Source organism: Gimesia alba, assembly GCF_007744675.1.
Taxonomy (GTDB): Bacteria; Planctomycetota; Planctomycetia; order Planctomycetales; family Planctomycetaceae; genus Gimesia; species Gimesia alba.
Genome location: NZ_CP036269.1, coordinates 2,516,577 through 2,541,698, shown reverse-complemented (window position 1 = coordinate 2,541,698; position 25,122 = coordinate 2,516,577). Strand labels below are relative to the sequence as shown.

At 53.6% G+C, this 25,122-nt stretch carries 15 protein-coding genes; 4 read left to right on the top strand and 11 right to left on the bottom strand.

Annotated elements, in window-relative coordinates; translation table 11 throughout:
* The first annotated feature begins 96 nt into the window (after window positions 1–96).
* Window positions 97–870, top strand: coding sequence for an SDR family NAD(P)-dependent oxidoreductase (locus Pan241w_RS09515; protein ID WP_145214278.1), 774 nt, complete (start codon window positions 97–99; stop codon window positions 868–870).
* Between the two features lie 140 nt (window positions 871–1,010).
* On the opposite strand, the gene Pan241w_RS09510 is transcribed toward Pan241w_RS09515, so the two are convergent.
* From Pan241w_RS09510 to Pan241w_RS30075, 4 genes are all read right to left on the bottom strand, one after another.
* The gene (locus Pan241w_RS09510) at window positions 1,011–1,412 is read right to left on the bottom strand and encodes a transposase (RefSeq protein WP_145209663.1); all 402 of its coding nucleotides are present in this window, start codon (window positions 1,410–1,412) and stop codon (window positions 1,011–1,013) included.
* Entirely contained in the window at window positions 1,409–1,855 is a 447-nt protein-coding gene (locus tag Pan241w_RS09505; protein ID WP_145209666.1) for a transposase, read from the bottom strand. Before Pan241w_RS09505 ends, Pan241w_RS09510 begins: the two co-directional genes overlap by 4 nt.
* A 153-nt stretch (window positions 1,856–2,008) precedes the next feature.
* Window positions 2,009–3,415, bottom strand: coding sequence for a DUF1501 domain-containing protein (locus tag Pan241w_RS09500; RefSeq protein ID WP_145214275.1), 1,407 nt, complete (start codon window positions 3,413–3,415; stop codon window positions 2,009–2,011).
* A gap of 12 nt (window positions 3,416–3,427) precedes the next feature.
* Complete coding sequence (locus Pan241w_RS30075; RefSeq protein ID WP_198000433.1) at window positions 3,428–6,523, bottom strand: PSD1 and planctomycete cytochrome C domain-containing protein; 3,096 nt, start codon at window positions 6,521–6,523, stop codon at window positions 3,428–3,430.
* A gap of 215 nt (window positions 6,524–6,738) precedes the next feature.
* Here Pan241w_RS30075 and Pan241w_RS09490 point away from each other — a divergent pair, with 215 nt between their 5' ends.
* A complete protein-coding gene (locus Pan241w_RS09490; protein WP_145214269.1) occupies window positions 6,739–8,550 on the top strand; it encodes a hypothetical protein in 1,812 nt (603 codons plus the stop codon).
* Between the two features lie 205 nt (window positions 8,551–8,755).
* On the opposite strand, the gene Pan241w_RS09485 is transcribed toward Pan241w_RS09490, so the two are convergent.
* From Pan241w_RS09485 to Pan241w_RS09460, 6 genes are all read right to left on the bottom strand, one after another.
* The gene (locus Pan241w_RS09485; protein ID WP_145214265.1) at window positions 8,756–10,234 is read right to left on the bottom strand and encodes a DUF1501 domain-containing protein; all 1,479 of its coding nucleotides are present in this window, start codon (window positions 10,232–10,234) and stop codon (window positions 8,756–8,758) included.
* 35 nt (window positions 10,235–10,269) lie between these two features.
* Complete coding sequence (locus Pan241w_RS09480; RefSeq protein ID WP_145214262.1) at window positions 10,270–12,903, bottom strand: DUF1549 and DUF1553 domain-containing protein; 2,634 nt, start codon at window positions 12,901–12,903, stop codon at window positions 10,270–10,272.
* Between the two features lie 304 nt (window positions 12,904–13,207).
* Complete coding sequence (locus Pan241w_RS09475; RefSeq protein ID WP_145214259.1) at window positions 13,208–14,215, bottom strand: Gfo/Idh/MocA family protein; 1,008 nt, start codon at window positions 14,213–14,215, stop codon at window positions 13,208–13,210.
* A 72-nt stretch (window positions 14,216–14,287) separates the two neighbouring features.
* On the bottom strand, window positions 14,288–15,664 hold the full coding sequence (locus Pan241w_RS09470) for an FAD-dependent oxidoreductase (protein WP_145214256.1): 1,377 nt from the start codon (window positions 15,662–15,664) through the stop codon (window positions 14,288–14,290).
* Between the two features lie 83 nt (window positions 15,665–15,747).
* The gene (locus Pan241w_RS09465) at window positions 15,748–19,089 is read right to left on the bottom strand and encodes an efflux RND transporter permease subunit (protein ID WP_145214253.1); all 3,342 of its coding nucleotides are present in this window, start codon (window positions 19,087–19,089) and stop codon (window positions 15,748–15,750) included.
* Entirely contained in the window at window positions 19,079–20,203 is a 1,125-nt protein-coding gene (locus Pan241w_RS09460; RefSeq protein ID WP_145214250.1) for an efflux RND transporter periplasmic adaptor subunit, read from the bottom strand. Before Pan241w_RS09460 ends, Pan241w_RS09465 begins: the two co-directional genes overlap by 11 nt.
* 407 nt (window positions 20,204–20,610) lie before the next feature.
* Here Pan241w_RS09460 and cls point away from each other — a divergent pair, with 407 nt between their 5' ends.
* Window positions 20,611–22,053: a cardiolipin synthase gene (cls, locus tag Pan241w_RS09455; RefSeq protein WP_145214247.1), complete on the top strand. Its 1,443-nt coding sequence runs from the start codon at window positions 20,611–20,613 to the stop codon at window positions 22,051–22,053.
* 16 nt (window positions 22,054–22,069) lie between these two features.
* On the opposite strand, the gene Pan241w_RS09450 is transcribed toward cls, so the two are convergent.
* The gene (locus Pan241w_RS09450; RefSeq protein WP_145214244.1) at window positions 22,070–23,284 is read right to left on the bottom strand and encodes an anion transporter; all 1,215 of its coding nucleotides are present in this window, start codon (window positions 23,282–23,284) and stop codon (window positions 22,070–22,072) included.
* A gap of 390 nt (window positions 23,285–23,674) precedes the next feature.
* Here Pan241w_RS09450 and Pan241w_RS09445 point away from each other — a divergent pair, with 390 nt between their 5' ends.
* Window positions 23,675–25,105, top strand: a complete 1,431-nt coding sequence (locus Pan241w_RS09445) for an MFS transporter (protein ID WP_232107398.1) — start codon at window positions 23,675–23,677, stop codon at window positions 25,103–25,105.
* Window positions 25,106–25,122 lie beyond the last annotated feature (17 nt).

Here is a 25,122-nt window from a genome sequence, read left to right as displayed (position 1 = left end):
CAGTAGAACCAACGATCCCTGAGCGATATCATCAAATAAACCTGACGTACAATTGAAGCCGCTTCCAATTCAACACACCGAGATCAGAGAACCATCATGCCCGAATCAAATATTCATCCCACTCGTTTTCAAAACCGTGTCGCCCTGGTGACCGGAGGTTCCCGCGGAATCGGTCGAGCCTGTTGCTTACGTCTGGCAAAAGAGGGCGCCCGTGTCGCCATTAATTATCGCAGCGGTCAGGAAGATGCACAGGAAACACTGAAGCAGATCGAAGCAGCCGGTGGAACGGGCATGCTCGTGCAGGCGGATGTCTCCGACAGCCAGGACGTGGATCGCATGGTCGGGGAGATCGAATCAAACTGGGGGCCCGTTGAGTTGCTGGTGAACAATTCGGGAATCTTCATTTATCAGTCGCACACCGAATTAACGGAAAACGACTGGCGGCAGATGCTGGATGTGAATCTGACGGGAACGTTTCTGGTGACCTGGCGTGTGAAGGAAGGCATGCTGAAAAATAACTATGGTCGCATCGTGAATATGAGTTCGCTCTCCGGCCTGCAGCCGCGTCCGATGTCGATCGCGTATGCCGTCAGTAAAGCGGGCGTGGTCTCGTTCACACAAAGTACCGCGGTCGCCTGGGCGAAAGACAATATCCGCGTCAACGCGGTCGCCCCCGGATTGATCGACACCGAAATCCTGACAGGCGTCAACCAGGACGACCTCGATAAAATCATCGAGGCCACGCCAATTCCACGGATGGGTGAAGTTTCGGAGGTCGCGTCGATGGTATCGTTTTTGCTGTCCGATGAAAGCAGCTTCACCACGGGACAGACGCTCGTCATCAGCGGCGGTCGCTGCATGCTGCCTTGAGGTCATTCAAAGATCCCAGGTAGTATTTCTTAATTCCAATGGACCAATTAAAAGTATGTGAACCGGGGCTAACGCCCTTCGGCTAATAAGTCTTTCCCGTTGTAGAAGTACTTAAAACAAGAACGACATTAGAGGGCATCTCAAAACCTTTTTAATAGTGTAAATAAACACCCAAGAATTACAAAGCTTTCGTAGAGGTAATCGTGATATTCCCAGCGCGTGACAATGCGACGATAGTTGTGGAGCCAGGCAATACTGCGTTCCACAATCCAACGTCGTTTGAAGCGTGGAAGCTTTCGACCATCTTGCGTCGGCGGTTTGACTCTCGATTTTCGATGCGGGCAGATCAGATCGATATTCTTTTCCATCAGCCGTTTGCGCAACGAGTCCGAATCGGCGGCTTTGTCATAAACAAGTCGCTCGGGTTGTCGATTTTGCAATGTGATTTTTTCAAGCAGCGGTTCGATCAGCTTGACTTCGCTACGACGGGCCGATTCTGTGTCGATCGCCACAGGTGTCCCGTGACGATCGACAAAAATCATGACCTTTGTGCCTTTGCCACGACGAGTCGGGCCAACTCTTCTACCCCTTTTTTTGCCGAGGCAAAAGTGCCATCAGCAAAGGTTTCCGAGAAATCAATCTGGCCAGCATCATCCATTCGTTCCAAGATGATTTGCCAGGCAGATAAGAGCCGCCCTTCGATCGTCCATTGCTGGAAACGTCGATGGCACGTCGCTTTTGAGGGATACTCTCTTGGTAAATCTTTCCATCGTGCTCCTGTCACCAAAATCCAGAGAATGCCTTCCAGGCAATCTCGTGGATGGGCTTTTGGACGTCCTCCCTTTTTGGAAGGGGGAGTCCAGGGAAACAGTTTTGCGACTAAAGACCATTGTTTATCGGTCAAAACGACCGGGCGTTCCGTCCTGGACGCTGTTTTTGTGGAAACCCGTTTTCGTTTGGGCCACCAGACCAGCGTCATATACATAAGAAATTCTCCTTTCAGGAGAACACTTCATGCAAAAGACGCGCCAAACCGTTCACTTTTTTTGACGTTATGAGACAACCTCTAGAGTGTTGGCCACTATGAATGATTCATCAGGTAATGTTGCAGTCCTCAGCACTACTAAATAAACACTACCTATGCAATAATTTCTTTGACGACGTGAGCTTCTTCGACACCGGTGAGCCGGAAATCGAGCCCCTGGAATTTGTAACTGAACCGCTTGTGATCGATGCCGAACAGATGCAGCAACGTCGCATGAAAGTCACGCACATGCACCGGATTTTCTGCAGCCGCATAACCGAAATCGTCAGTCGTGCCATAACTCTTACCCCCTTGGACGGCGCCGCCTCCCAGCACCATGGAAAAGCCTTTGATATGATGATCGCGACCGGTCCCCTGAGCCATCGGCGTTCTGCCGAATTCGCCGCCGAAGACGATCAGTGTGTCATCATACAGGCCCCGCTGTTTCAGATCTTTAATCAGAGCCGCGGTGGCCTGATCGACTTCTTTGGCGGTGATCTCGATCGAACGTTTAATACCGCCATGGTGGTCCCAGGCGCGGTGATAGAGCTGCACGAAGCGGACGCCCCGTTCGAGCAGTCTTCGCGCAAGCAGACAATTTGAGGCATAAGTGCCATCGCCGCCTTCGGTACCATAGGCCGCCATCGTTTCCTTCGATTCGTTTTTCAGATCCATCAAACCCGGCACACTGGTCTGCATGCGAAACGCCATTTCGTATTGGCCGATGCGGGTCGCGATTTCGGGATCGTGCACTAGATCATCGAAGCCCCGATTCAACTGATTGACCGTATCCACGAGCCGGCGCTGCTGCTGCATCGAGACGCCCTCCGGTCGATTCAGATACAACACCGGCGCCCCGGTGGCCTGAAACTGAACGCCCTGAAAACGCGAAGGCAGAAAACCACTGTGCCATTGACGTGCGGCGATCGGCTGAGCCTGCCCCCCTTTCCCCACACTGGTCAAGACGACATAGCCGGGAAGATTATCGCACTCCTGTCCCAGTCCGTACAACAACCACGAACCCATACTCGGGCGGCCCGCCTGGGAAGACCCGGTATTAAACAGCGTATGCGCGGGATCATGGTTAATCTGGTCGGTATACATCGATCGAATGATGCACAAGTCGTCGGCCACCGAACCGATGTTGGGAAACTGTGAACAGATCCGCTGGCCACTTTCGCCGAAACTGGTAAAATCAAACTGTGGTGCGAAACATTTGAGCTCGCGCCCCTGCAGCTGCGCCACCTGCTGCCCTTTCGTCAGCGATTCCGGCATCGGCTTGCCATGCATCTCGCGTAACGTCGGTTTATCGTCAAACGTTTCCAGGTGCGAAGGCCCGCCCGCCATACAGAGATGGATCACCCGCTTGACGCGCGGCTTAAAGTGCGGCTTGGAAATCACACCCTGACCGAGATCGTTGGCACTTGCATCGCGGGATAACAGCGACAACAGAGCCGCCGGTCCAATGCCCAGTGCCGATTGACGGAGAAAACTGCGTCGCGAAGAATAAAAGTCAAACATATTGAAAGCGCCTTAATATCGTGTGATCGTTTCGTGCAAGTTCAGAACCGCCCGCGCCACGCTGGTCCAGGCCGCCAGCTCAGCGGGATCGATGTCGCCAGACGGTTTGGCCAGACCGACGGACAAAATGCGTTCCGCTTCTGCCTGTTGTGTTTGGTAAAGTTTCAAGTCTGCTTCATACAGAGACTTTAACAATGTTTTTTCATCGTCACGCGGCGCACGCATTAATGTCTGCTGCGTGAGCCAGTTCAATCGTGCTTCAAACTCCGACTTTGGACTTTCTTTCAGAACGCGGGTCGCCAAAACGCGTGCCGATTCAACAAACGTCGGATCATTCAATAACACCAGTGACTGTAGCGGCGTATTTGAGCGGGGACGCCGCGCCGTACATTCTTCACGGGCCGGCGCATCAAAGGCCAGCAGACTCGGATGAAGAAACGTCCGCTGCCAGTGGGTATATAAGCCACGTCGATACTGTTGTGGGCCGTTATCCTGCTGATAGGTCCGTTTGGGAAAATTCAATTGCGCCCAGTACCCGGCTGGCTGATACGGTTTGGCACTCACGCCCCCGATTTCCTCATTCAACAGCCCGCTCAATGCGAGTGCATTATCACGAATCATTTCCGCTTCCAGCCGCCAGCGCGACTGTCGGGCATAGAGCCGGTTATAAGGATCGCGTTCGCGCAGTGCGTCTGGCAATGCCGAAGATTGTTGATACGTGTGCGAGGTGACCATCAATCGCAGCATGTGCTTGACATCCCAGCCGCTTTCCACAAATTCGGTCGCCAGCCAGTCGAGCAGTTCGGGATGCGTCGGCATCTCTCCCTGTGAACCCAGGTCATCCACCGAACGTGCCAGCCCCTGACCGAACATCAGCATCCACAGTCGATTCACAAACGTGCGTGCGACCAGCGGATTTTCGCGTGCGGTCATCCAGCGTGCCAGATCCAATCGCGTCGGACGCGTGTTTTCAGCGACTTTGATCTGCGACAGAAAATGAGGCACCCCCGGCTCAACAATGTCCCCCGAGTCGTCCATCCAGTTACCGCGAGGCAGCACCCGCATCGTGCGCGGCTTCGTCGCCGACGTCGCTAATGTCGTCACAATACTTTTTTCTAACTGATCTTTCTCTTTTCGTAACTGTGCCAGCTGTGCGCGTTCTTTACTCAATAACGGCGTCGCCTCACGAAACGCAGTGTCGATCTGCTTCTGCTGTTCCGCTGTCCGTTTTTCAGCCGGAAGTGTAACGAGTTCCTGAAGCTGTTCGGAAGCAGAAACCTCCGGTTTACTGATATCGACGTTTGTTGAAAACGAAATCCGAAAACGTCCCAGGTTATGACCCGCGACAAAATTCTGCACCAGACGAATTTCACAGGTGTTCTTTTCGTCCTCTTTCTTCGCAGGCTCTTCGGTATTGAACTCCTCTGTTTCCGGCTTCCCGTTTTTGGGCTCGGTCAGCTTTCCTGCCAGAAGCATTTGCTGGCGTTTTCCGATGTGTGGCAGAATCGCCCAGCCATTCTTATGCCCATTGATGACATATTCGGGTGAATGATTGCCTTGAGAATGGGAAGCCGTCGCTTTCTGCCATTTTACCGGTGCATCATTGACGGTCATTTCCACAGCATTCAGAACCAGGTTCCCATTGCCGGCACGTCCCGGCCCCTGTTGAGGCAGAGATTTATCGGGCATGAGTTCAATCCGCAGCGCGAACGGTTTGTCGTCTGGAAGTTTACTGTCACTGAAATCGAGGACATACACATCTTTTGCGGGATTCTTCCCGCTCGCCAGCACCGAACCATCCTCCAGCACTTTCAGTTTCGCGCCCCCTTCCGAGCGGACCTGCTTCGGCTTCCAGACCGTCCAGCGGTCGGTCCCTGTCTTGATCTCCTGCTCCCACCTGCTTCGGTCCGCCTGTAACTCGGGAGTCGTTTTCGCAAATTCGGTTTCCGCCTGTTTGAGCGAGACATCCAGCTCCTGCGTGCGTTTTGCCTGCGCTTCGGTCGGCACCTGAAGTTTGGCGACGTGGTTCGCACCACTCACAATCCCCTGCTCTTTAATGTCGGCAAAAAAGGCAGCGAAACGATAAAAGTCTTTTGTCGTAAATGGATCAAATTTATGATCGTGGCACTCCGCACAGCCCAGCGTTGAACCGAGCCAGACCGCGCCCGTCGTACGCACCCGGTCCGCGGAGTACTTTGCCAGATATTCCTTGGGCTGAACGCCCCCTTCCGCCGAAGCGCGATTCAAGCGGTTATAAGTGGATGCCACTTTCTGCCAGAGAGTCGCCTCGGGCAGCAAGTCACCGGCCAGTTGTTCGGTTGTAAATTGATCGAAAGGTTTATTACTGTTGAACGCGTTGATTACATAATCCCGGTAAGGCGAGACACTCTGAACCTGATCTCCGTGGTAGCCCAGCGTATCCGCATATCGCACCAGATCCAACCAGTACAACGCCATCCGTTCGCCAAAATGGGGTGAACTCAAATATTGATCCACCAACCGGGAATACGCTTCCTCGCTCGGATCTGCTGCAAACGCGGCAACCACCGACGGCTCTGGTGGCAGACCGGTCAGATCAAACGAGAGACGCCGTACCAGGGTGCGCGGATCAGCGGTCGGACTCGATGCAAACCCTTCCTGTTTCAGTTTGCGCTGGATAAAGCCATCAACGGGATTCACTGTCGCAGCGGCTGTCTTTGCCGGAATATCCGGACGCACCAGCGGCGTCAGCGACCAGTGTTGCTGGTATTGTGCGCCCTGATTGATCCAGTTTCGCAGCAGTTCAATCTCGGCTTTGGTAAGCGGCTTGTCGTGATCCGCGGGCGGCATCAATTCACTCTCATCGGTGGCGAGAATCCGCCGCATCAGTTCACTCTCTGCTGCCTTGCCTGCGACAATCGCACGATGCCCCCCTAAATCTACGAGGGCCGCCTCACGATCATCCAGTCGCAGATCGGCTTCACGCGTCTTTTCGTCCGGTCCATGACAGGCAAAACATTTATCCGACAGAATCGGACGTATGTCGCGATTGAACTCGACGGGAGCCTCTGCAAATGCACCAGCCCCCCGAAAACAAAGGCAAACAGCGATCACTATACTGAGTCTCATATCGCGCATACTCCAACTCATGATAAATCATCAAAGCAACTAAATCTGACACGGAATCCAATCAACGCCTGATTACTCTAGTGTAAATACGCACGGCGGCATTTCCTAGCTCAGCGTTCTCATTTTTCACACTTGAGTATAGACCACACGGGACCCAAAGTGAATAATAAAGCCATCACTGGAAGAGACCGATTTATTTCTGGAAATAGAGGATCATGAGGAACGCGTCAATCATTGAATTCGTCAGACCAAACCAGCATCTGCTGAGACTCCTTTTTCTCGGCCTGATCCTGCTCTCCCAGTTCGCGGGTGCCCAGCCTGCTTTCTCAGAGGAACCGCGATGTGCGTCGCTGGAACTCTTCATCCGTAACGACGATGAAGAGAACACGCAGGTCATCAAGCGAGTCAAAGCGTTCGCGGAAAAAAACGGGCACATCAAACTCTATATTCACAATCTTGATGAAGATAAAAAGCATGACGAACGCTTCCAGCAGATTTTAAAGTATTTTCATCTGGAAACCGCCGAAACTCCGGCTCTGTATGGATGTAATTATCTGCTCAGAAAACTCAAGCCCGATGAAACAACAGACACACGGATCCAGTCCCTGTTAACGGTCTCTATCTATACCAGAGCAGGCTGTGCCAAATGTGCAGCCGCCAAGCAGTTCCTGCCTCTGCTCAAAGAGCAATATCCGGTCTTTCAATACAAGATCTATGATATCGTCAGCGATAACAGCGCGCTGGAACGGGTTCAGAAACTCTCAGAGCGATATGGAAAACAAGCCGTCAGTGTGCCCGTCTTCCATTTCTGCAATAAATTGATCGTTGGCTGGGTGAGTGAACAATCGACGGGCGAGAAGCTGGAAGAGACAATGCAGTTCTGGACGAAGGCCTGCCCGAAAGAGAAACCAAAGGCAAAGCCAGCAGACGAAAATCAGAGTTCCAGCAGCACAGACCAGCTTCACCAATCGCCTGCACTAAATTCTCATAAAATTATCAACGTGTCCTTTGTGTCGAATAGCGCATGGCAATTTCAACACCTCGATTTAAGCGCACATCGGGACTTTCACAGTATCAAGCATTCAGTCAGTATCATTCCCCCCGAGCGACTAGCAAGTCTTTCTGATTCGGACGACGAAGCGTCAGATCCGCTGCCACCGATTCCACCTGCCGATGAGGGGCTTCCCCCGATCCCGGGCGGTGATTCCAGCCCGCCACCACTCCCCTTTGGTCAACCGCCGGTGGTGGCAGGCGAAAAACAGCCCCCTCCCACGTTAGAAGAGGGGGACACCATCGAGGTTCCCTTTCTGGGAGAGTTAAGCCAAAGCCGGTTAGGAATGCCGGCTTTTACTTTTTTAATCGGTCTTGTAGACGGGTTTAATCCCTGTGCCATGTGGGTTCTGCTGTTTCTGCTGTCGTTGCTGGTGAACCTGAAGAGTCGCGCTAAAATCGTGGCCGTGGCGGGCACGTTTGTCCTGATCAGCGGCCTAGCCTATCTGGCTTTTATGGCGGCCTGGCTCAACGTCTTTTTGCTGATCGGCTATCTGCCGACAGTGCAGTTTCTGTTGGGACTCTTCGCCGTGATGATCGGATTGATTCACGTCAAAGATTATTTTGCGTTTAAAAAAGGCATCTCGCTTTCGATTCCCGAATGGGCCAAACCGGGACTCTACGCCCGCATGCGGCGGATTGTGAACGCCGAAAATCTGACTGGCGCGATCATCGGCGCGTCGATTCTTGCCGTGCTGGTCAACATCATCGAACTGCTCTGTACCGCCGGCCTGCCAGCGCTTTACACAGAAGTCCTCACCATGCAGAACTACCCTGCCTGGAAATCGTACTCGTACCTCTGCCTGTATATCGTGGCCTACATGCTGGACGATACCATCATGGTCACGATTGTGGTGGTCACGCTGGGCCGTCACAAATTGCAGGAAACGCAAGGACGGTATCTCAAACTCTTCAGCGGCGTCGTGATCCTTCTACTGGGACTGGTTCTGATGATCAAACCATCGCTGCTGTTTTAAACGTCGGCTGATCCGGTTTTTAATGTTTTCGAGCCGGAATAACTTATTAGCCGAAGGGCGTTAGCCCCGGTTCCTTGCATTTGCTAAGAGGCATTTGAATTATTCAACGCTACCTAGAGCGCATCACATTTAACCATAGCGTGTCTCAATCTAATATACTCAATCCAAATGGCCTTGGAGACGCTACAATAAAACTGGACACAGTCTAGCTCAGAATATCGTGAATCACGGCCCCGTAATCCCGTTCCAGCCGTTGTCGGCCCGGATAGTTTAGTTGCGTCGTATCGAGGCCCATCTGATGCAACACCGTCGCATGCAGGTCGGTCACATAGTGACGATCTTCAACGGCATGAAAACCGAGTTCATCGGTGGCCCCATGAATGTGGCCTCCCTTAATGCCGCCCCCGGCCATCGCCACACTGAAACCGTGCGGGTGATGATCGCGTCCCGAGCCCTGCACGGTACTGTTTCCTTCGCGGTGCTCGGCTCCGGGGGTGCGTCCGAATTCCGATCCGATCACCACCATCGTCTCATCCAGCAGACCACGCAGTTTCAAATCTTTAATGAGTCCGGCGATCGGTTGATCGACCTGCGCTGCAAGTTTCGAATGCAGCCGCTTGATGTCTCGATGCGAATCCCAGGCCCCGGCGTTGCCACGATAACCGTGGAACAACTGAATAAACCGCACGCCCTGCTCCGTCAGACGACGTGCAGCCAGACACTTCTCACCAAAGTCTTTCGTGACTTTATCATTCAGACCGTACAGGTTTTGAACCGACTCGGTTTCTTCCTGAAATTGCATGACTTCCGGAACCGTGGATTGCATCTGAAATGCCAGTTCGTACGATTTGATCCGCGCCTGCAGATATTGATCGTCCGGGTATTGAATTCCGGTTTGCCGATTCAATTTTCCTAAGAGACCAAACATTTTCTTTTGTTCGGCCGAAGTCAGCCTTTCATCAGCCGAACGCACGAAGGACAGCGGTTGTTTTGCGTCGACTTTCATCCGCACGCCTGCATGCTCCGGTCCTAAATAAGCAGAGCCGTGCGTCCAGGCAGCACCGCAACAATCGGCACTGGGATTTCCGAGCACCACATAATGCGGCAGATTTTGATTACCCGAACCGAGTCCATAACTGACCCACGAGCCAACCGTAGGAAACGCCCCTTCGGTGATTTTCCGGCCGGTATGGTAAGTCAACTGGGCACCATGATTATTATCAATCGTCCACATCGAACGGACCAGCGTCAGATCGTCGGCACAGGAACCCATGTGGGGGAACCAGTCGCTGATTTCTAATCCGCTCTCGCCATATTTTTTGAAGCCGGTCTGTAGCGGCATCAGTGATTTATAGATTTTTCGTTTCTGCTTCGAGGGATCTAGCAATACTTTGTTAATCTTGTCTTTATTGAGGACCGCATCTCCGAACGGCGTTTCATCGATCGACTTGCCCGCGTATTTGTTGAGCGCCGGCTTGGGATCAAAACTCTCCAGATGGCTCAAGCCTCCAATCAGAAAGATCCAGATCACCGATTTCGCTCGCGGTGCCAGATGGCGGCCTGATCCGGATTCCGAAGCTTGCAATTCCCCATTCTGAAACAACAGCGATGTCAACGCCATACCGGTCATACCCATACCGGTATCTCCCAGAAACGTCCGACGGTTCATGTGAGGCGATGACATAGTAATCTCTTTCTTATGGAATCAACGTCTGATCGTTAGCGAATCGTGACGAAATCATTATGGTTAAACAGCACGGTAATCAACTTCTGAAACTGATCTTGAGAGGGCGTCCCTTGGCCCCCCTCGGTCCCATCAAACAGAAATTCACGACACAGCTTTTTTTCTTCCGCGTTTGGCAGACGGGAAATAATCGACAGAAACGCTTCCTCAATGAAGGCGTCTACATCGCCCGTGGTCTGTTGTTCGATTTTCGCCGTCAACGCTTCACTGGCAAGAAACGATAACTTACTGTTTGCCAGCGCCAACGCCTGGTGCGGCTGGACGCTCGTCTCACGCATATAACACTCTGAGACACTCGGCCCATCGAAGATTTGAACGAACTCGACCAGTTTTTCGTGCGCGTGTCTCAAATAAATACTCTTGCGGCGAGAATCCTGGGCCTGTTCATTGCTGATATCCGGGCCCCCCAGTTGCGGATCAAGTCGTCCGGGAATCGACAGCAGATTATCGCGGACGATCTCACCTTCCATGCGGCGGGCTGACTTTTTCCAGAGATACAGATTATCCGGGTCAATTTTGGAATTCGCTTTCGAACCGGTGCCCGCCATCCGGTAAGTCGCACTGGTGACGATCAACCGGTGCATCTCTTTCATGCTCCAGTTGCGTTTCATCAGTTCCGCAGCCAGCCAGTCCAATAGTGCCGGGTGCGTTGGTTCGCGTCCGTTGCCGCCAAATTCATTTACCGTTGGGACAATGGGCTGACCGAAGTGCCGCAGCCAGATATGATTCATCGCCACCCGCGCAGTCAGCGGGTTGTTCTTATCTGTCAACCAGCGGGCAAATGCCAGACGACGCCCCGAACTCTGTTTCGGATACGTCGGCTGTTTGCGCGGCGTGTACTTCGTCGTCACTTTCGCCTGAGCCGCTTCTTCTGCTTTCTTCAGACTTTTTTCTGCAGCCTTGTGCGCTTGATCGGCTTTCTTGAGTTGTTGTTTCGCTTTGCTGATGGCTGATTTTTTCTTTCCTTTTTCTGCCTTCGCCAGCGTCTGTTTCGCCTGCTCCTGTTTCTCAACCGCGGACATCAACTTCCATTGCGCGTCCTTGAGCGCCGCCTCGCGCTGTAACTGCACCAACTCTTTGGCAGCGGTCTTCCACGCATCCGATTTCTTATCTCCCGCGGCTTCCATCTCTTCAATCGCAAACTGCGCTTCTAAGACGGCGAGCGCACTCTCGGCAGCCAGACGCTGTTCCGGCTGCTTTGCCTGCTCCATCGCACCACGCATCTGGGCCAGGAAGTCCTGTTTGACGAAGTCCCGTCGCGCCGGTTGACTGGCCACCAGAGGCAGGGAAACCGGTTGTACTTCATACGCGCCCCCCAGGAACTTCGGTACCCCGGGGGGAATGCTTTTATCTTTGACGGGCCGCCGCTCATCCCCTTTTTCGAAGAACCAGGTTTTGGCAGTCACCGATTTATCATAGGCCCGCGGAATCCCATTCTCGGAGGTATCCAGCACGCCTTCCACGCGATCGGTGCGTACATGATAAGTTTCAAACACCGCACGCATCTGATAGTACTCGTCTTGCTTGATCGGATCGTACATATGATCGTGGCACTTCGCACAGCCCACGGTAATCCCCAGAAAGGCCTGCGAGGTATGCTTCACCACATCGTCCATCCACTGGTCCCGGACGGCGTGATAGTTGCGTGCCAGAAAGCCGGTTGCGCGCAAGGTATCCCAGTCGTCGGGTTTCAATTCGTCCGCAGCCAGCATCTCGACGACCATCTGATCGTAGCCCTTGTCGGCATTCAACGATTCAATAATCCAATCCCGCCAATGCCAGATATGCCGCTGGCTCACCCGGAGCGCCTCTTTATAACCGGCCCAGTCGCTGTACCGCCAGACATCCATCCAGTGGCGTCCCCAGCGCTCGCCGTAAGCGGGATGCGCGAGCAACCGATCCACTGCCTCTTCGTAGGCCCGTGGATTCGTTTCGCTCTCTTTGAGAAACGCACGAATTTCTTCCGGCGTCGGATTCAATCCGATCAGATCCAGAGAAACGCGTCTTAACAAAATTGATGCCGCCGCTTCACCGGCTCGTTTCAGGCCTTTCTGTTCGTGACCGGCGGCGATGAAATGGTCGATGGGATTCCGTGCCCAGTCCGCATCTTTGATTAGCGGTACTTCAGGGCGTTTCACCGGTTTGAACGGTTTCCAGGCATAACGATTTTGATACTCGCTGAATTCAGCGGTCAACGTCTTCAGCTTTTGAACTGCCGCCGCATCGGGATATTTGGTTTTGTCACCGGGAGCCGTTCCGACCAGAATTTCCTGCAGATTGGAAAAGCCGTCTCCGTCGGCATCCTGGTCGGCGAGCAATTTCAGCCGCAGCGCGATCTCGGGATCGCGATTCGCTTCGCTCAGTTTTTCCCCTTCGAGCCGCAACTGCGTTCCAAACGGATTGTGCGGAAAGTCATCCAGCGACTCAGCCCCTTCGGCATGGGCCCCCACGTGACAGACGCCGCACGAATTCAGGTTCTTAGAAAGATAATTGCCGAAGTAGCGGGTAAACGCACGGCGGTTCGCTGGATTCGCCCAGGCGGGAGTGCAGATTCCCCATCCTGAGACCAGAAGCAGCACACAAATCACTCGTTTGTTCAATCCGTTCATATTTTAACCATCGGAGTTCTACGCGAATGCAGTTGACAAAAAAGTCACAGCAAAAAGACGCAGATAAATCAGGGTTATCAAATTCGGCACTGCGAGCAAAAGCGCTCACATCGCGGGCGAGAATACAGGTAGGAGAGCGAGGCATCCTGTTGAAACATCTGTCCTCAACAGAACACACGCATCAATAGAATAGCATATCAAAATTTCAGGAAAATGCCAGAGAAAACTTCGAACTGAGCCAGTTACCCTGCTTCCCTAATCCGTATTCTTCAGTTCACGGTTTTCTAAAATTTCAGGAGCAAAATCAAAGCGTGATCACCGCTCCCGTCTGTGCCGACTCTGTCGCCGCCGCCATCCAGGCGACAGCCGCACACGACTCCGCTGGTGTAATCCGCTGTGGCGTCTCGCCGCTGCGAACACATTTAGCGAAATAACGCAGTTCTTCCTGTAACACGCCAAAATAGCTGCCCAACGGACGCGGCCAGTACATCGTATCCGGCAGCTTGACGCCTTGCGCATCGTGTATCGCCAGGCCCGCCTCGCCGCAGTTGATATACAGTGCCCCTTCAGTACCGATGATTTCCATGCGCGCGTCAATCGTATACGGTGTCGTTTTCGGTAGATGCCAGACCGACTCAACCACCGCAACCGCGCCACTATCGAGTCGCGCTATCGACCAGCCAGCATCCGGATATTTACTCTGACCAGGATGCACTTCCTGCGCATAGACCGTGGACACATTCGCCTGACTGAACCAGAGCATCAGGTCCGCGTCATGAATGCCGTCCCCCATCAAAGCCGAAATATTCTCGAGCGCGGTCTCGCCGATTTCCTTCGATAGATTCCGTCGTGCGTGCATCGAAATGATGTCTCCAATTCGCCCCTCCTCGATGGCCTGTTTGGCCATCGTCACCCGCGGATCAAAGCGGCAAATATGACCGACCATCAAAAAGCCGTCTGCATTCCGGGCGGCTTCCATGATTTGCTCACAGTCTGCCAGCGTCGGTGCCATCGGCTTTTCCAGCAACACATGCTTCCCGCTGCGCAAAGCGTCGATTGCAATCTCGCGGTGATCATTGATGTGCGTCGTAATGCTGACGACATCAATCTCGGGGTCCGCCAGCAGCTCACGATAGTCAGTATACCGCCGTTCGACTCCCAACCGATCGCTCACTTCGTTCAACCTGTCAGGGCGTCGCGTACAGAGTGCCGCCAGTTCAATCTCCGGCATTTCAGACAGATTGTCGGCGTGGACTTCTCCAAACCACCCCAGACCAATCACAGCCCAGCGAACATTGTTTGATTGACTCATGGTATCACCTCAATTGGCTCAGGACGTCGAACAGATAGATTCGGAATTAGTGATGAGACGCACCCGCGGCATTTACACAATGGCACCCTGCTCTCGCAGTGTCGAACGAAGTAACTCAACATCCACTTCTCGTGGAGTCACACCTTGCTTGATCGACAGACTCGCCGCGGTACCTGCCGCCTCTCCGGTCGCATAACAGGGCGGAATGACGCGAGCCGAAGCGGCGCCTTCATGGTCGGCGGAGATCGGTCGGCCGGCCACCAGCAGATTATTCACCTGTCGCGGCACCAGACAGCGGTACGGTATCTCATAATGGTCGGCATGAATTCCTTCCAGTCGCCCCCGCGGTCCCTGCGGATCATGAATGTCAATCGGATACGAACACTGGGCGATCCCATCCTCAAACTTATGACCTTCGAGTACATCCTGACCGTTGAGCACATAGTCTCCCAGAATATGCCGCGTTTCGCGAACACCAACCTGCGTTCCCGTCGCGATCAACTGCGCATGTTCCAGTCCGGGACAGTGGGAACGGAAAAAGCGGATCAACTCCCACGCTTGACGCCGCCCTTCGATTTCCGCTCGCGACAGATCATCGGGGTTGGTCCCGTCCACATTTTGAATACGCGTCGAATTCACCCGCCATTGACCGGGCGTCGGCTCGCGATAGATATTCAGAAACTCGCGTTCCAACGTCCATTCGCCGCGTTCTCGCGCTTCCTTCACAATGCACTCAAACAGACGCTCCCCGGGATGCAACTTTTCGTGTTCCCGCATCCAGGCTTCCACACGCGCATCATCGACATTTCCTATCGTCAGAAACAACGTGACCGGCATCATCTTGCCATCTTCACGTCGGCCCACTTCAAACGGCGCCCCTGCTTTCGCAGCGATATCACCATCTCCCGAAGTATCAATCACCACTTGGGGGCGCAGCAATCCCAGGCCGGCCTTATCAAGGATGATGATATCGCGAATTCGTTCCCCATCCATCACGACATCAACAAACGACGTATGAAAACGAATTTGCGCACCGGCATCACACACCATTTCCAGAGTCGCCATCTTCAAAGCTTCAACGTGAAACGGCGTCACGTTGGCATGTCCCAGTTCGATAAACGAGGCCCAGGCAGAACCGGCTTCTGTCGTCGCAGGATCGACGGCGCCTCCCATCGCCACCATGCGATCGATGACTTCCTGAAACAGTCCCGCAACGAGTTGGCGTTTACCATCCGGAGTATACGACGTCATAAAAGGACCGACCATCCCGGCCGTCGAGGTCCCACCGAGAAAACCATAGCGTTCAACCAGCACGGTCGACGCTCCATTCCGCGCGGCCGCTGCCGCAGCAGCCACCCCGGCGGAGCCACCACCGATCACAGCCACGTCCACGGAAGCACGTAACGGAATCTCCCACGTGCGACTGATTGTTTCCGGCAGGTCTGACATAAGTACCGATTCCTCTAAAGTGACTTTGATTGATTCATCACTTTAGAAAATAGCAATAGTCTCAGAGAGTCGCAACGCCGCGGTCAGACATCGCTTTCTGCGACCGGAGCGGTCTGCTCCGTTTCTTCGCGCTGATACAGCAACCAGTAGGTCACCGGAATCACTATCAGTGTGAACATGGTTGATGTCAGAATGCCGAAAATGATTGCCCAGGCCAACCCGGAAAAGACCGGATCGAGCGTGATCACCCAATTCGCCAGCAGCGTGGTGCCCGCTGTCAGTAAAATCGGTCGCGTGCGAACGGCAACCGAGCGAATGACCGCTTCCTGAAGCGGGAAGCCTTCTTTTCGCGCCAGGTGAATAAAGTCAATCAACACGACCGAATTCCGCACCACGATTCCCGCCAGCGCAATCATGCCGATCATGGCTGTTGCTGTGAAGAAGACCGGATTGGGATACCCGCCCACCGGCACATCCATGATTACGTTCAGCAACCAGAAGCCGGGCAAAATGCCGATTAACGTCAGCGGGATCGCCAGCATGATCAACACCGGCAATGTCCGCGAGCCGGTTTGAAACATCAAAATAATAAAAATACTCAGTAACGCTGCTGCAAACGCGAAGCCCAGATCTCGAAAGACATCCAGGGTAATCTTCCATTCCCCTTCACCCGCCCAGTTCACGGAATAGCCGGCGGGGATCCACCAGCCAACCCATCCACCTGGTGACATCCACGTGCGGTCTTCCACAGGTCGCACCTCACCTGAATTCTGGACAGGACCTGTTTGCCGATCGGCTTCCAAATCCAGAATCGCATCGGCCGGCGGTCGGCCGGCGACTTCCGCATAGACGTATACAACGCGTTTCAAATTTTTATGATAGATGGTTTTGTCTTCGAGTGTTTTCTTGAATTTTCCGAGCGCCCCCAGTTGCACGACCTGACCGCCGCTCCCCTGCACATAGAGTTCTTCCAGATCATCAATGGCAGACCGGTTGGACCGCGGCAGCTTAAGTTCGATCCAGAGCGGCTCCACCTCATGCGGCAGATGCAGGACCGTTGATTTATCTCCGTTGAGTGCGATGCGAATCGTTTCAGCGACCGCTTCTGTGGAAATTCCTGACAGCGCCGCCTTCGGTTTATCGACGTCAAACACCCAGCGGATCTGATCCTCTTCGGCACTCAAGTCGACATCTACCACACCCGGTTCGCCAGCCAGACGACCTTCCACTTGACGGGCCACATCGATCAGATCGGAATACGTTTTTCCCGGAGGCCCATAAACTTCCGCGGTGATCGTTGACAGTACCGGAGGTCCCGGCGGCACTTCCACCAGCTTTAATTTTGCCCCCAGTGTGTTGGCCAATTCCGTTAAGGGCTCACGGAGACGCAAGATGATTTCGTGAGACTGGGCAACGCGATGATCTTTCCCAATCAGATTCACACGGATGTCGGCTAGAGAAGAGGCGTTTCGCAGAAAGTAGTGCCGCACCATTCCGTTGAAGTCCATCGGCGAAGCCTGCCCGACGTAGATTTCATAATCGCGTACTTCCGAGACACCGCTTAAATATTCGCCGATCTGCGTGGCTGCGGCGGCCGTCCGTTCGAGAGAGGTCCCTTCCGGCATATCCAGCACCACCTGAAATTCATTCTTATTGTCATAAGGCAGCATTTTGACAGGCACCAGCCGCATGACCGGCAGCGTCATCGCACCGATGAGCAGTAATACGATTCCAAACAATACCCCCCAGGAATAAATTCGCCTGGAGAGAATTGGCCCGAGAATCGCACGCGACAACCGATACAACGGCTGTTTTGTCAGGTCATAAGAACGTTCACTCTCTTCCTTAGTTTGTGAAAGTTTCCTGAGAGAGACCATCGCCAGCCAGGGCGTAATCATAAATGCCACGAATGTTGAAAACGTCACGGTCAGCGGCACGTTTAACGCCATCGGCGCCATGTAAGGGCCCATCATGCCGGTAATAAATGCTAAAGGCAAAAAGCTGACGATGATCGCCAATGTGGAAAGTATTAACGCGGGGCGCACTTCCTGCACCGCACGCAACACCGATTGACGCGGCGGTAGAATTCGCATCGCAAAGTATCGGGCGATATTTTCGACGTCTGTAATCGGATCGTCCACCAGCAGTCCTAACGCCAGAATCAGCGCGAACATGGTTACGCGGTTGATCGTATATCCGGCGGTCAGATTGACGAACAACGTCAGGCTGTAACAGACGGGTATCGCCAGCGCAATCACCAGCGCCGCTCTCCAACCGATCACAAACCCAATCAGCGCAATCACCGTCAGCACGGCGACAATCAGACCTTCGACCAGTTCGTTCACTTTTTCATTAGCAGTCTCGCCGTAATCGCGGGTGATGCGATATTCAACGCCATCAGGTAAGTGGGTGATAGACAGCGCTTGCAGTCGCTCTTCCACCGCTGTCGCCACCCAGACCGCATTTGTCCCCTTCCGTTTGGCAACGGAAAGATGGACGGCGGGATACAACTGGTCTTCGCTGGCATGCGATTCATCTGCGGCTCCGAAGCCGATCCAACTGTAACCTTCGACTTCAGCCGGACCATCCACCACCTTCGCGACATTTTTGAGGTAAACCGGTCGGTCTCCCGATACATTCACCACGATATTTTCCAGATCGGACACATCCTTGATAAACGTACCCGACTCAACAATGAACTGCTGGTCCTGTTGTTCAAATTCCCCCGCCCGAATCATCACATTGCTGACCTTGAGCGCATTACGAATCTGCAGAGGTGATGTCTTGTGAGCCGCCAGTCGCTGCGCATCGAGCTCGACACGAATCCGCCGCGGACGGCCGCCGACCACTTCTACACGGTTGGTGTTGGGAATCGCTTGCAGTTCAAGCTGAACTTCTTCGGCGATCCGGCGTAATTCGTGGTCGCTGTGAAGTTCGGGATCCTCACTCCAGAGCGTGGCAATCACAATCGGAACATCGTCCACTTCAATCGGTTTAATCACCCACGAGGTGACCCCCGGCGGAATCAGATCGGTCGATGAATTGATCTTGTTGTACAGCTTCACCAGAGAGTCTTCCCGATCCTCACCGACATAAAATCGGACTGTGACCACACACTGACCGGGCTTGGACATCGAATACAAGTACTCCACGCCATCAATCTGGTACAGCAGCTTCTCCAGTCGATCCGTGACCTTGGCTTCGACCTCTTCGGCTGACAGGCCGGGCGCACTCACAAAGACATCCGCCATCGGGACCACGATCTGTGGTTCCTCTTCACGAGGCGTCAGCCATAAGGCGGCAGCGCCTAACATCAGCGAAACAATAATCAGCAGAATCGCCACGTCGCCACGCAGAAAGACTTCCACCACACGCGTCAGGAAACCAACATTTTCGTCGGAAATCTCATCCCGCTTATTTGTCATCGGTGCTGGACTCCTTCGCTGGAGAATTCGGTTTCAGAATCACCTGCTCTCCCGCCTGAAGGCCGCTTAAGACCTCCTGGCGACCGGGAATGCCGACTTGTCCGGTTTTGATAAAACGTCGTTCCAGAGTTCCATCGGGACGAAGCACATTCACAAATTCGAGTTGACCGATGCGCTCGATCGCATCCATATCCAGACAAAGATGCTTGCGACTTCCGGCGGGAATCCGCAGTCGGCCGAACATTCCTTCATACAGATCTTCCGAACGAGGCAAACTGGCTTTGACCAGAAACGAGCGACTGGGCGCATCCGCCTGAGGCACAATTTCGTCAATCGTCGCGTTGAACTCACGGTTCAATGCATCCACATAGACCTTGAGTTCATCCCCGGGCCTCAGTTTGACGGCCAGATGCTCCATCACTGGTGCTTCGAGCCTCAAGGAAGTCGCGTCATATAATACCAATAGTGGTGCCCCCGGATTCGCGATGTCGCCCGGTTCAGCAAAGCGATCCACAATTCGACCGTTCTTCGCCGCCTTGATCGTGGTATAGGATAATAAGATTTCCGCTTCCGTAACCGCCTGTTTGGCGCGTGACTCTTCCGCTTTCGCCACTTCCAGTTGCCGCTTCGCCCGATCGAAGTCAGACTTCGTCACCACGTTCTTTCTCAAGAGTGTTTCAACTCTTTTAAACTCTTTTTCCGCCTCGTCACGGGTGGCGGTTGCGGCTACCAGTGATTGTTTCGCCTGACTCAGACGCGCCTGATACTCTTTGGCATCCAGCACAATTAACGTCTGCCCTTTGGTGACCTGATCCCCGGCTTTCACGTTGATCTTTTCAATCGTCGCCAGAACCTTGGACGCCACAATCGTGCGACTCGATGCTTTGAGCGTTCCGACCGCTTCCTCAACATAAGGTTTCGTCACCTCATGCACTTCGGATACCGGCTCGGTGGTATGCCGCCGCACGCCTCGTTCATGCCAGTCTGATTTCACCTTCGGCTCAAACATCCCCGAAAGCCAGGCAATCGACAGTACCAGCACGACAAAACCCGCGACCACCAGTAAGATACGGAAGAAGATGATCAAACTTTTGTGAGCGAACATTAGCTTCATCTCTATCCCTTTTCCATTAGATACTCGAATCAACGGTCCTCAGAGTGCTGCCTGCCAAACACGACATATCGTAGTATCACGACATTATAACACATCACAACCCGCTTTTCAAGCCTGCATTTCTCATCTGATCTAACCAATCGTATCAGATTCTTGTCAAATAATCATTGAATCATACTCGGCTCGACTCTGGCTTCATGCGCGTTACCACTGCCTAACCTCAGGACAATGACCGCTTCTTAGAAGTTTTGCGGGGGCTCCTCAGCCAGTAACCTCACCGTTCCTGAAGTCTTGAACTAGCAGCAGCAATGCAGTAAGTTGTCACAAACATCGTTTTAATCAAACTTGGCTCACTTTTCCGATTCCGCATCACAAGTGGCTTATTCGCGCATAGCAAGGAATGACATATGGACGTAACCACCATACTGGTGGAGACTCATATCCTGGTCGAGATATTGCTCATCATGCGCGTCATCCTCAGGCCGCATCGAGAGCCGACCTCGCGACTGGCCTGGATTGTGGTCATTGCGACGCTGCCCGTTGTCGGTATCCTGGCCTACCTGTTCTTTGGTGAAGTCAACATCGGCCGCCGCCGTATCACCCGCATGCAGCACGTCATCGGACGTCTGCCCCCCTTTCCTGCAGACGCGGGTGAAGCTGAAAAACCGGGAATCGTTGAGGTACCAGATCGCTACGACCATCTATTCCGCGTCGGTCAATCCATTAGTGGCTTCCCTGCTGCAGAAGGCAACACGGCTCAACTGCTGCCAGACTCGAATGCGACGATTGATGCGATGGTGGCTGATATCGACGCCGCTCAAGATCATGTGCATTTGCTGTTTTATATCTGGCTGGCCGACAACAACGGCTGCAAAATTGTGGAGGCGCTCAAGCGGGCCGCGGCACGCGGTGTGACGTGTCGGGCGATGGCCGATGGACTCGGTTCACGGTTGATGATCAAATCCCCGTATTGGAATGAGATGAGTGAAGCGGGAGTCCATGTTGCCGTCGGATTGCCGATCGGGAACATCCTCTTGCGTCCGTTCGTCGGACGGATTGATCTGCGCAATCACCGTAAGATTGTTGTGATTGACGGGGACATCACCTACTGCGGCAGCCAGAACTGCGCCGACCCGGAATTTCGTGTGAAACCCAAGTTTGCCCCCTGGGTCGATGCCGTCATTCGCTTTGAGGGACCAGTCGCACTTCAGAATCAATATCTGTTTGCCAGTGACTGGATGACTTATGTGAACGAAGACCTGACCGACCTGCTGCATAAATCGGTCCCGCCACTGCAGTCTGGCATCCCCGCACAAGTCATCGGCACGGGACCGACCGTGCGCTACTCTGCTATGCCGGAAGTCTTTGAATCCCTGATGCATACCGCCCGTCGCGAACTGATCATCACAACTCCCTATTACGTCCCCAACGAATCGATGCAGGACGCGCTCTGCGCAACCGCATATCGGGGTATTGACACGACTATCATCTTTCCTGCGCGGAATGATTCCCGGGTTGTCGCGGCTGCCAGTCGCAGTTATTACGCGGAGTTACTGGCGGCAGGCGTCAAAATCTTCGAATACACCGAAGGCCTGTTACATACGAAATCGCTCACCCTGGATGGTGAGGTCACGCTGATCGGATCTGCGAACATCGACCGTCGCAGCTTCGATCTTAACTACGAAAACAACATTCTGTTTTACGATCCCGCACTGACGGCCACGGTTCGGGAGCGGCAGCAGGAATACCTCGCGCATTCGATCGAAGTCACAGCAGACGCTGTAGCAAACTGGTCAACGCCACACCGATTATGGAACAACACCGTCGCCATGCTCGGCCCGGTTTTGTAGCACAGAGATCCCTGGACTACATCACCAGCCAGAGCCAGCCCGCTGCGATGGATAAGGTGAGCAGCGTCACGGGAATACCGACCCGCGCATGAGTTTTAAAGCTGATCTCGACGCCATCCTGCCGTGCCGCTTCCACCACGATAATATTCGCGACGCTGCCGACAATGATCAGGTTCCCCGCCAGCGTACTGCCCAAAGCAAGCATCGGCCCGACTTCGGCCCCCGGTACGATCTGCAGCAGCAACATAATCGCCGGCACGTTGGAAACCAGGTTACTCAGAATCGCCGTCGTGACAAACAAGTGAGACGGCTGATCGAGTGAAATGCCCGCGGCTTCCGTCTGGGAAACCAGCCACTTCAAGCCGCCGGTCAGCTCAAACGACTCATTGATCATAAACAGACTGATAAACAGCACCAACAGCGGCCAGTCCACCAGCCCCATGACTTTGCGGGTATAAAACTTCCGGCTCATTAACAGAATCCCCGCCGCTCCCAGTGCCAGCAGTTCGCGCGGCCAGGGCGCAAAGACGAAACACCCGATCAAGACAACCAGAATCAGTACACCTTTCCCCGTCTGCCAGCGATCAAAGCGAGTCTCCGTGTCGTCAAGAATTTCTTTTGCTTCAATCAACCACTGCCCCTGATACAAGTGCCTGATCACAGCCCAGACAACCAGCAGTCCCAACAGACAGGGTGGGACTGCGATCAGAAAATAGTGATTAAACGAAAGCTTGAGCGATTCCCCGATCAGGATATTCTGCGGATTCCCGATCAATGTGGTCGCACTGCCAATATTTGACGCACAGGCGAGTGCAATCAGAAAGGGAACCGGATTCAGCTGCTTACTGAGACACATCCGGGAGAGCAACGGCGCCACAGCCAGACAGACAACATCATTCGTCAGTACGGCACTTAATGCCGCGGAGACACCAATTACGACTCCCAACAACGTTGCGGGCGCCATTTCACACATCACCACACGCCGCGTGATCAGAGTATAGAATCCCCCCAGACTGAATTGAGCGGAAACCACCATCAGCCCGAACAGCAGCGCCAACGTAGGAACGTCGATCGCATTCAATGCCTGCTTCTCACTGAGACTTCCACCAGCCAGTAGCAGAATCGCCCCCAAAAGAGCAGCACCGGTCCGATCGACCCGCAGTCCGGGAATTCCCCCCAGCAGCATGCTCAGGTAGACGCCGATATAGACAACAATTACAAAGGTGCTCATTCCCCATCCTGGGTGAAGTGTGAGAAAGCGAAGGCGGATTATAGGAAAATCGAAAAACAACGGTCAAGCTGGGTTTTCACGCTCTCCAGCGGCTTCGCGGCATCATTTTCTTCACACTCATAAAAAATTGAAAAGTGCCCGGTTTTCGCAGTCGCACGATAGAATCACAGTTGATATGATTCGCTCCTGTCCGACTAAAAAGGAACCCGCCCTGGCGCAATTGTGTCGTGAGTGAAGTTGCGTCCTGTTTTTGCCGGAATGGACAGCTCTCCCATCAGCAAAAATCTGAACGAGATTCCGGTTCCCGATGTCGCTATATGTTCCATCCCCAGGCAAGTCAGTACAAATTCTTAGAAGCGCCAAAACCAGATTTTCAAGGATAGATGTTACGTGTGGTCTCTGAAAACGGCACAACGGGCCATTATTGTGGCCGGTTGCCTCGCGATGATTTACACGCAGTTGACAATGTCACCCGCGACGATTGAGTTCGCGCGTTCCCTCGGTGCCACCGGCTTGCACATTGGTATTCTGGGGGCGCTCCCCACGCTGATGCTGTTCATGCAGTTTGTGGCGGCGGTACTCGCAAATCACCTGCAACATCGCCGCTGGGTCTGGTTCTCATTCTGTATCGTTCAAAGACTGGTTCTGATCCCGGTGGCTGTTGGCCCCTGGCTGTTTCCTGAACTATCCAGTCTGACTCTGCTTTGGGGGCTGATTTTCCTGACGGCCATCAATCATGCTCTGATCCATTTTACCACGCCTTTATGGCTCTCCTGGATGGGAGATTACCTGCCGCACAAAGGGCTCAACCGTTACTGGGGCATTCGCCAGTTATGGATGTACTGGAGCGGCGCCCTCTCTCTGTTAGGGGGGGCCTTTTTTCTGGCGGAAAGCGGTTTGAATATCCAGCAGGGCTTCGCTGTATTGATCTGCCTGGGTGGAGTGTTCGGGCTGGTCGACATTCTCATCTTTCTCAAAGTAGATGAGCCCCTCGTCACCAAGGTCAAAGACCCCAAACTGAAAGAAGTGCTGCTCACTCCATTTTACGACAAAAATTTCCGTTCATTTATTTCCTTCACCTGTTTCTGGCATTTTGCCGCCATGCTGGGTGCGCCGTTTATCAGTTATTATCTGCTCGATTATATCGGCATGGACGTCTTCCGTCTGTTATTGTTGTGGACCTGTTCCTGGATTGGGGGCGCCCTCTTATCCAAACGACTGGGGTCTATGGCAGAGCATTTCGGCAATCGGCCGATGCTGATTCTGTGTACGGCGTTCAAATCGACCAATATGCTCGGCCTGTTATTATTACCCCGCGATCCCACGATTGCGTTCTGGATCATGGTCCCCGTTTTCATTCTTGACTCTCTACTGAATGCGGGCATCGCCATTGCCAATAACGGCTTCATGCTGAAAAATTCACCAGCGGAAAACCGAACTATGTTTATCGCCGCCGGTACCGCCGTGGCTGGCATGGTGGGAGGGCTCACTTCCATCGCCGCCGGTGCATTCCTGGTCCTCAGCTCCGGATGGAACTTCCCGCTCCTGGGCATCGATTTCAACAATTTTCATATTCTGTTTACAATCAGCCTGCTGATGCGACTGGTCGCCGCCGTGCTTGCTCGAACCGTTCGCGAGCCGGAATCCCACTGGACGGCACAGGTCGTCGTACAGCTGGTGGGAGTCACCCCGTTTCGGATTCTCCGGTTTCCGGTCGGGCTCTATCGCTCTTTTCGTTCCGACGAAGATCCGGACCAGGCGCTCAAAGCAAAACGGAAGCGGAAACGTCGTGCGAGTTCCGCGAAAAACAAGAAAAGCTAAGCGAAACAACCAATGTG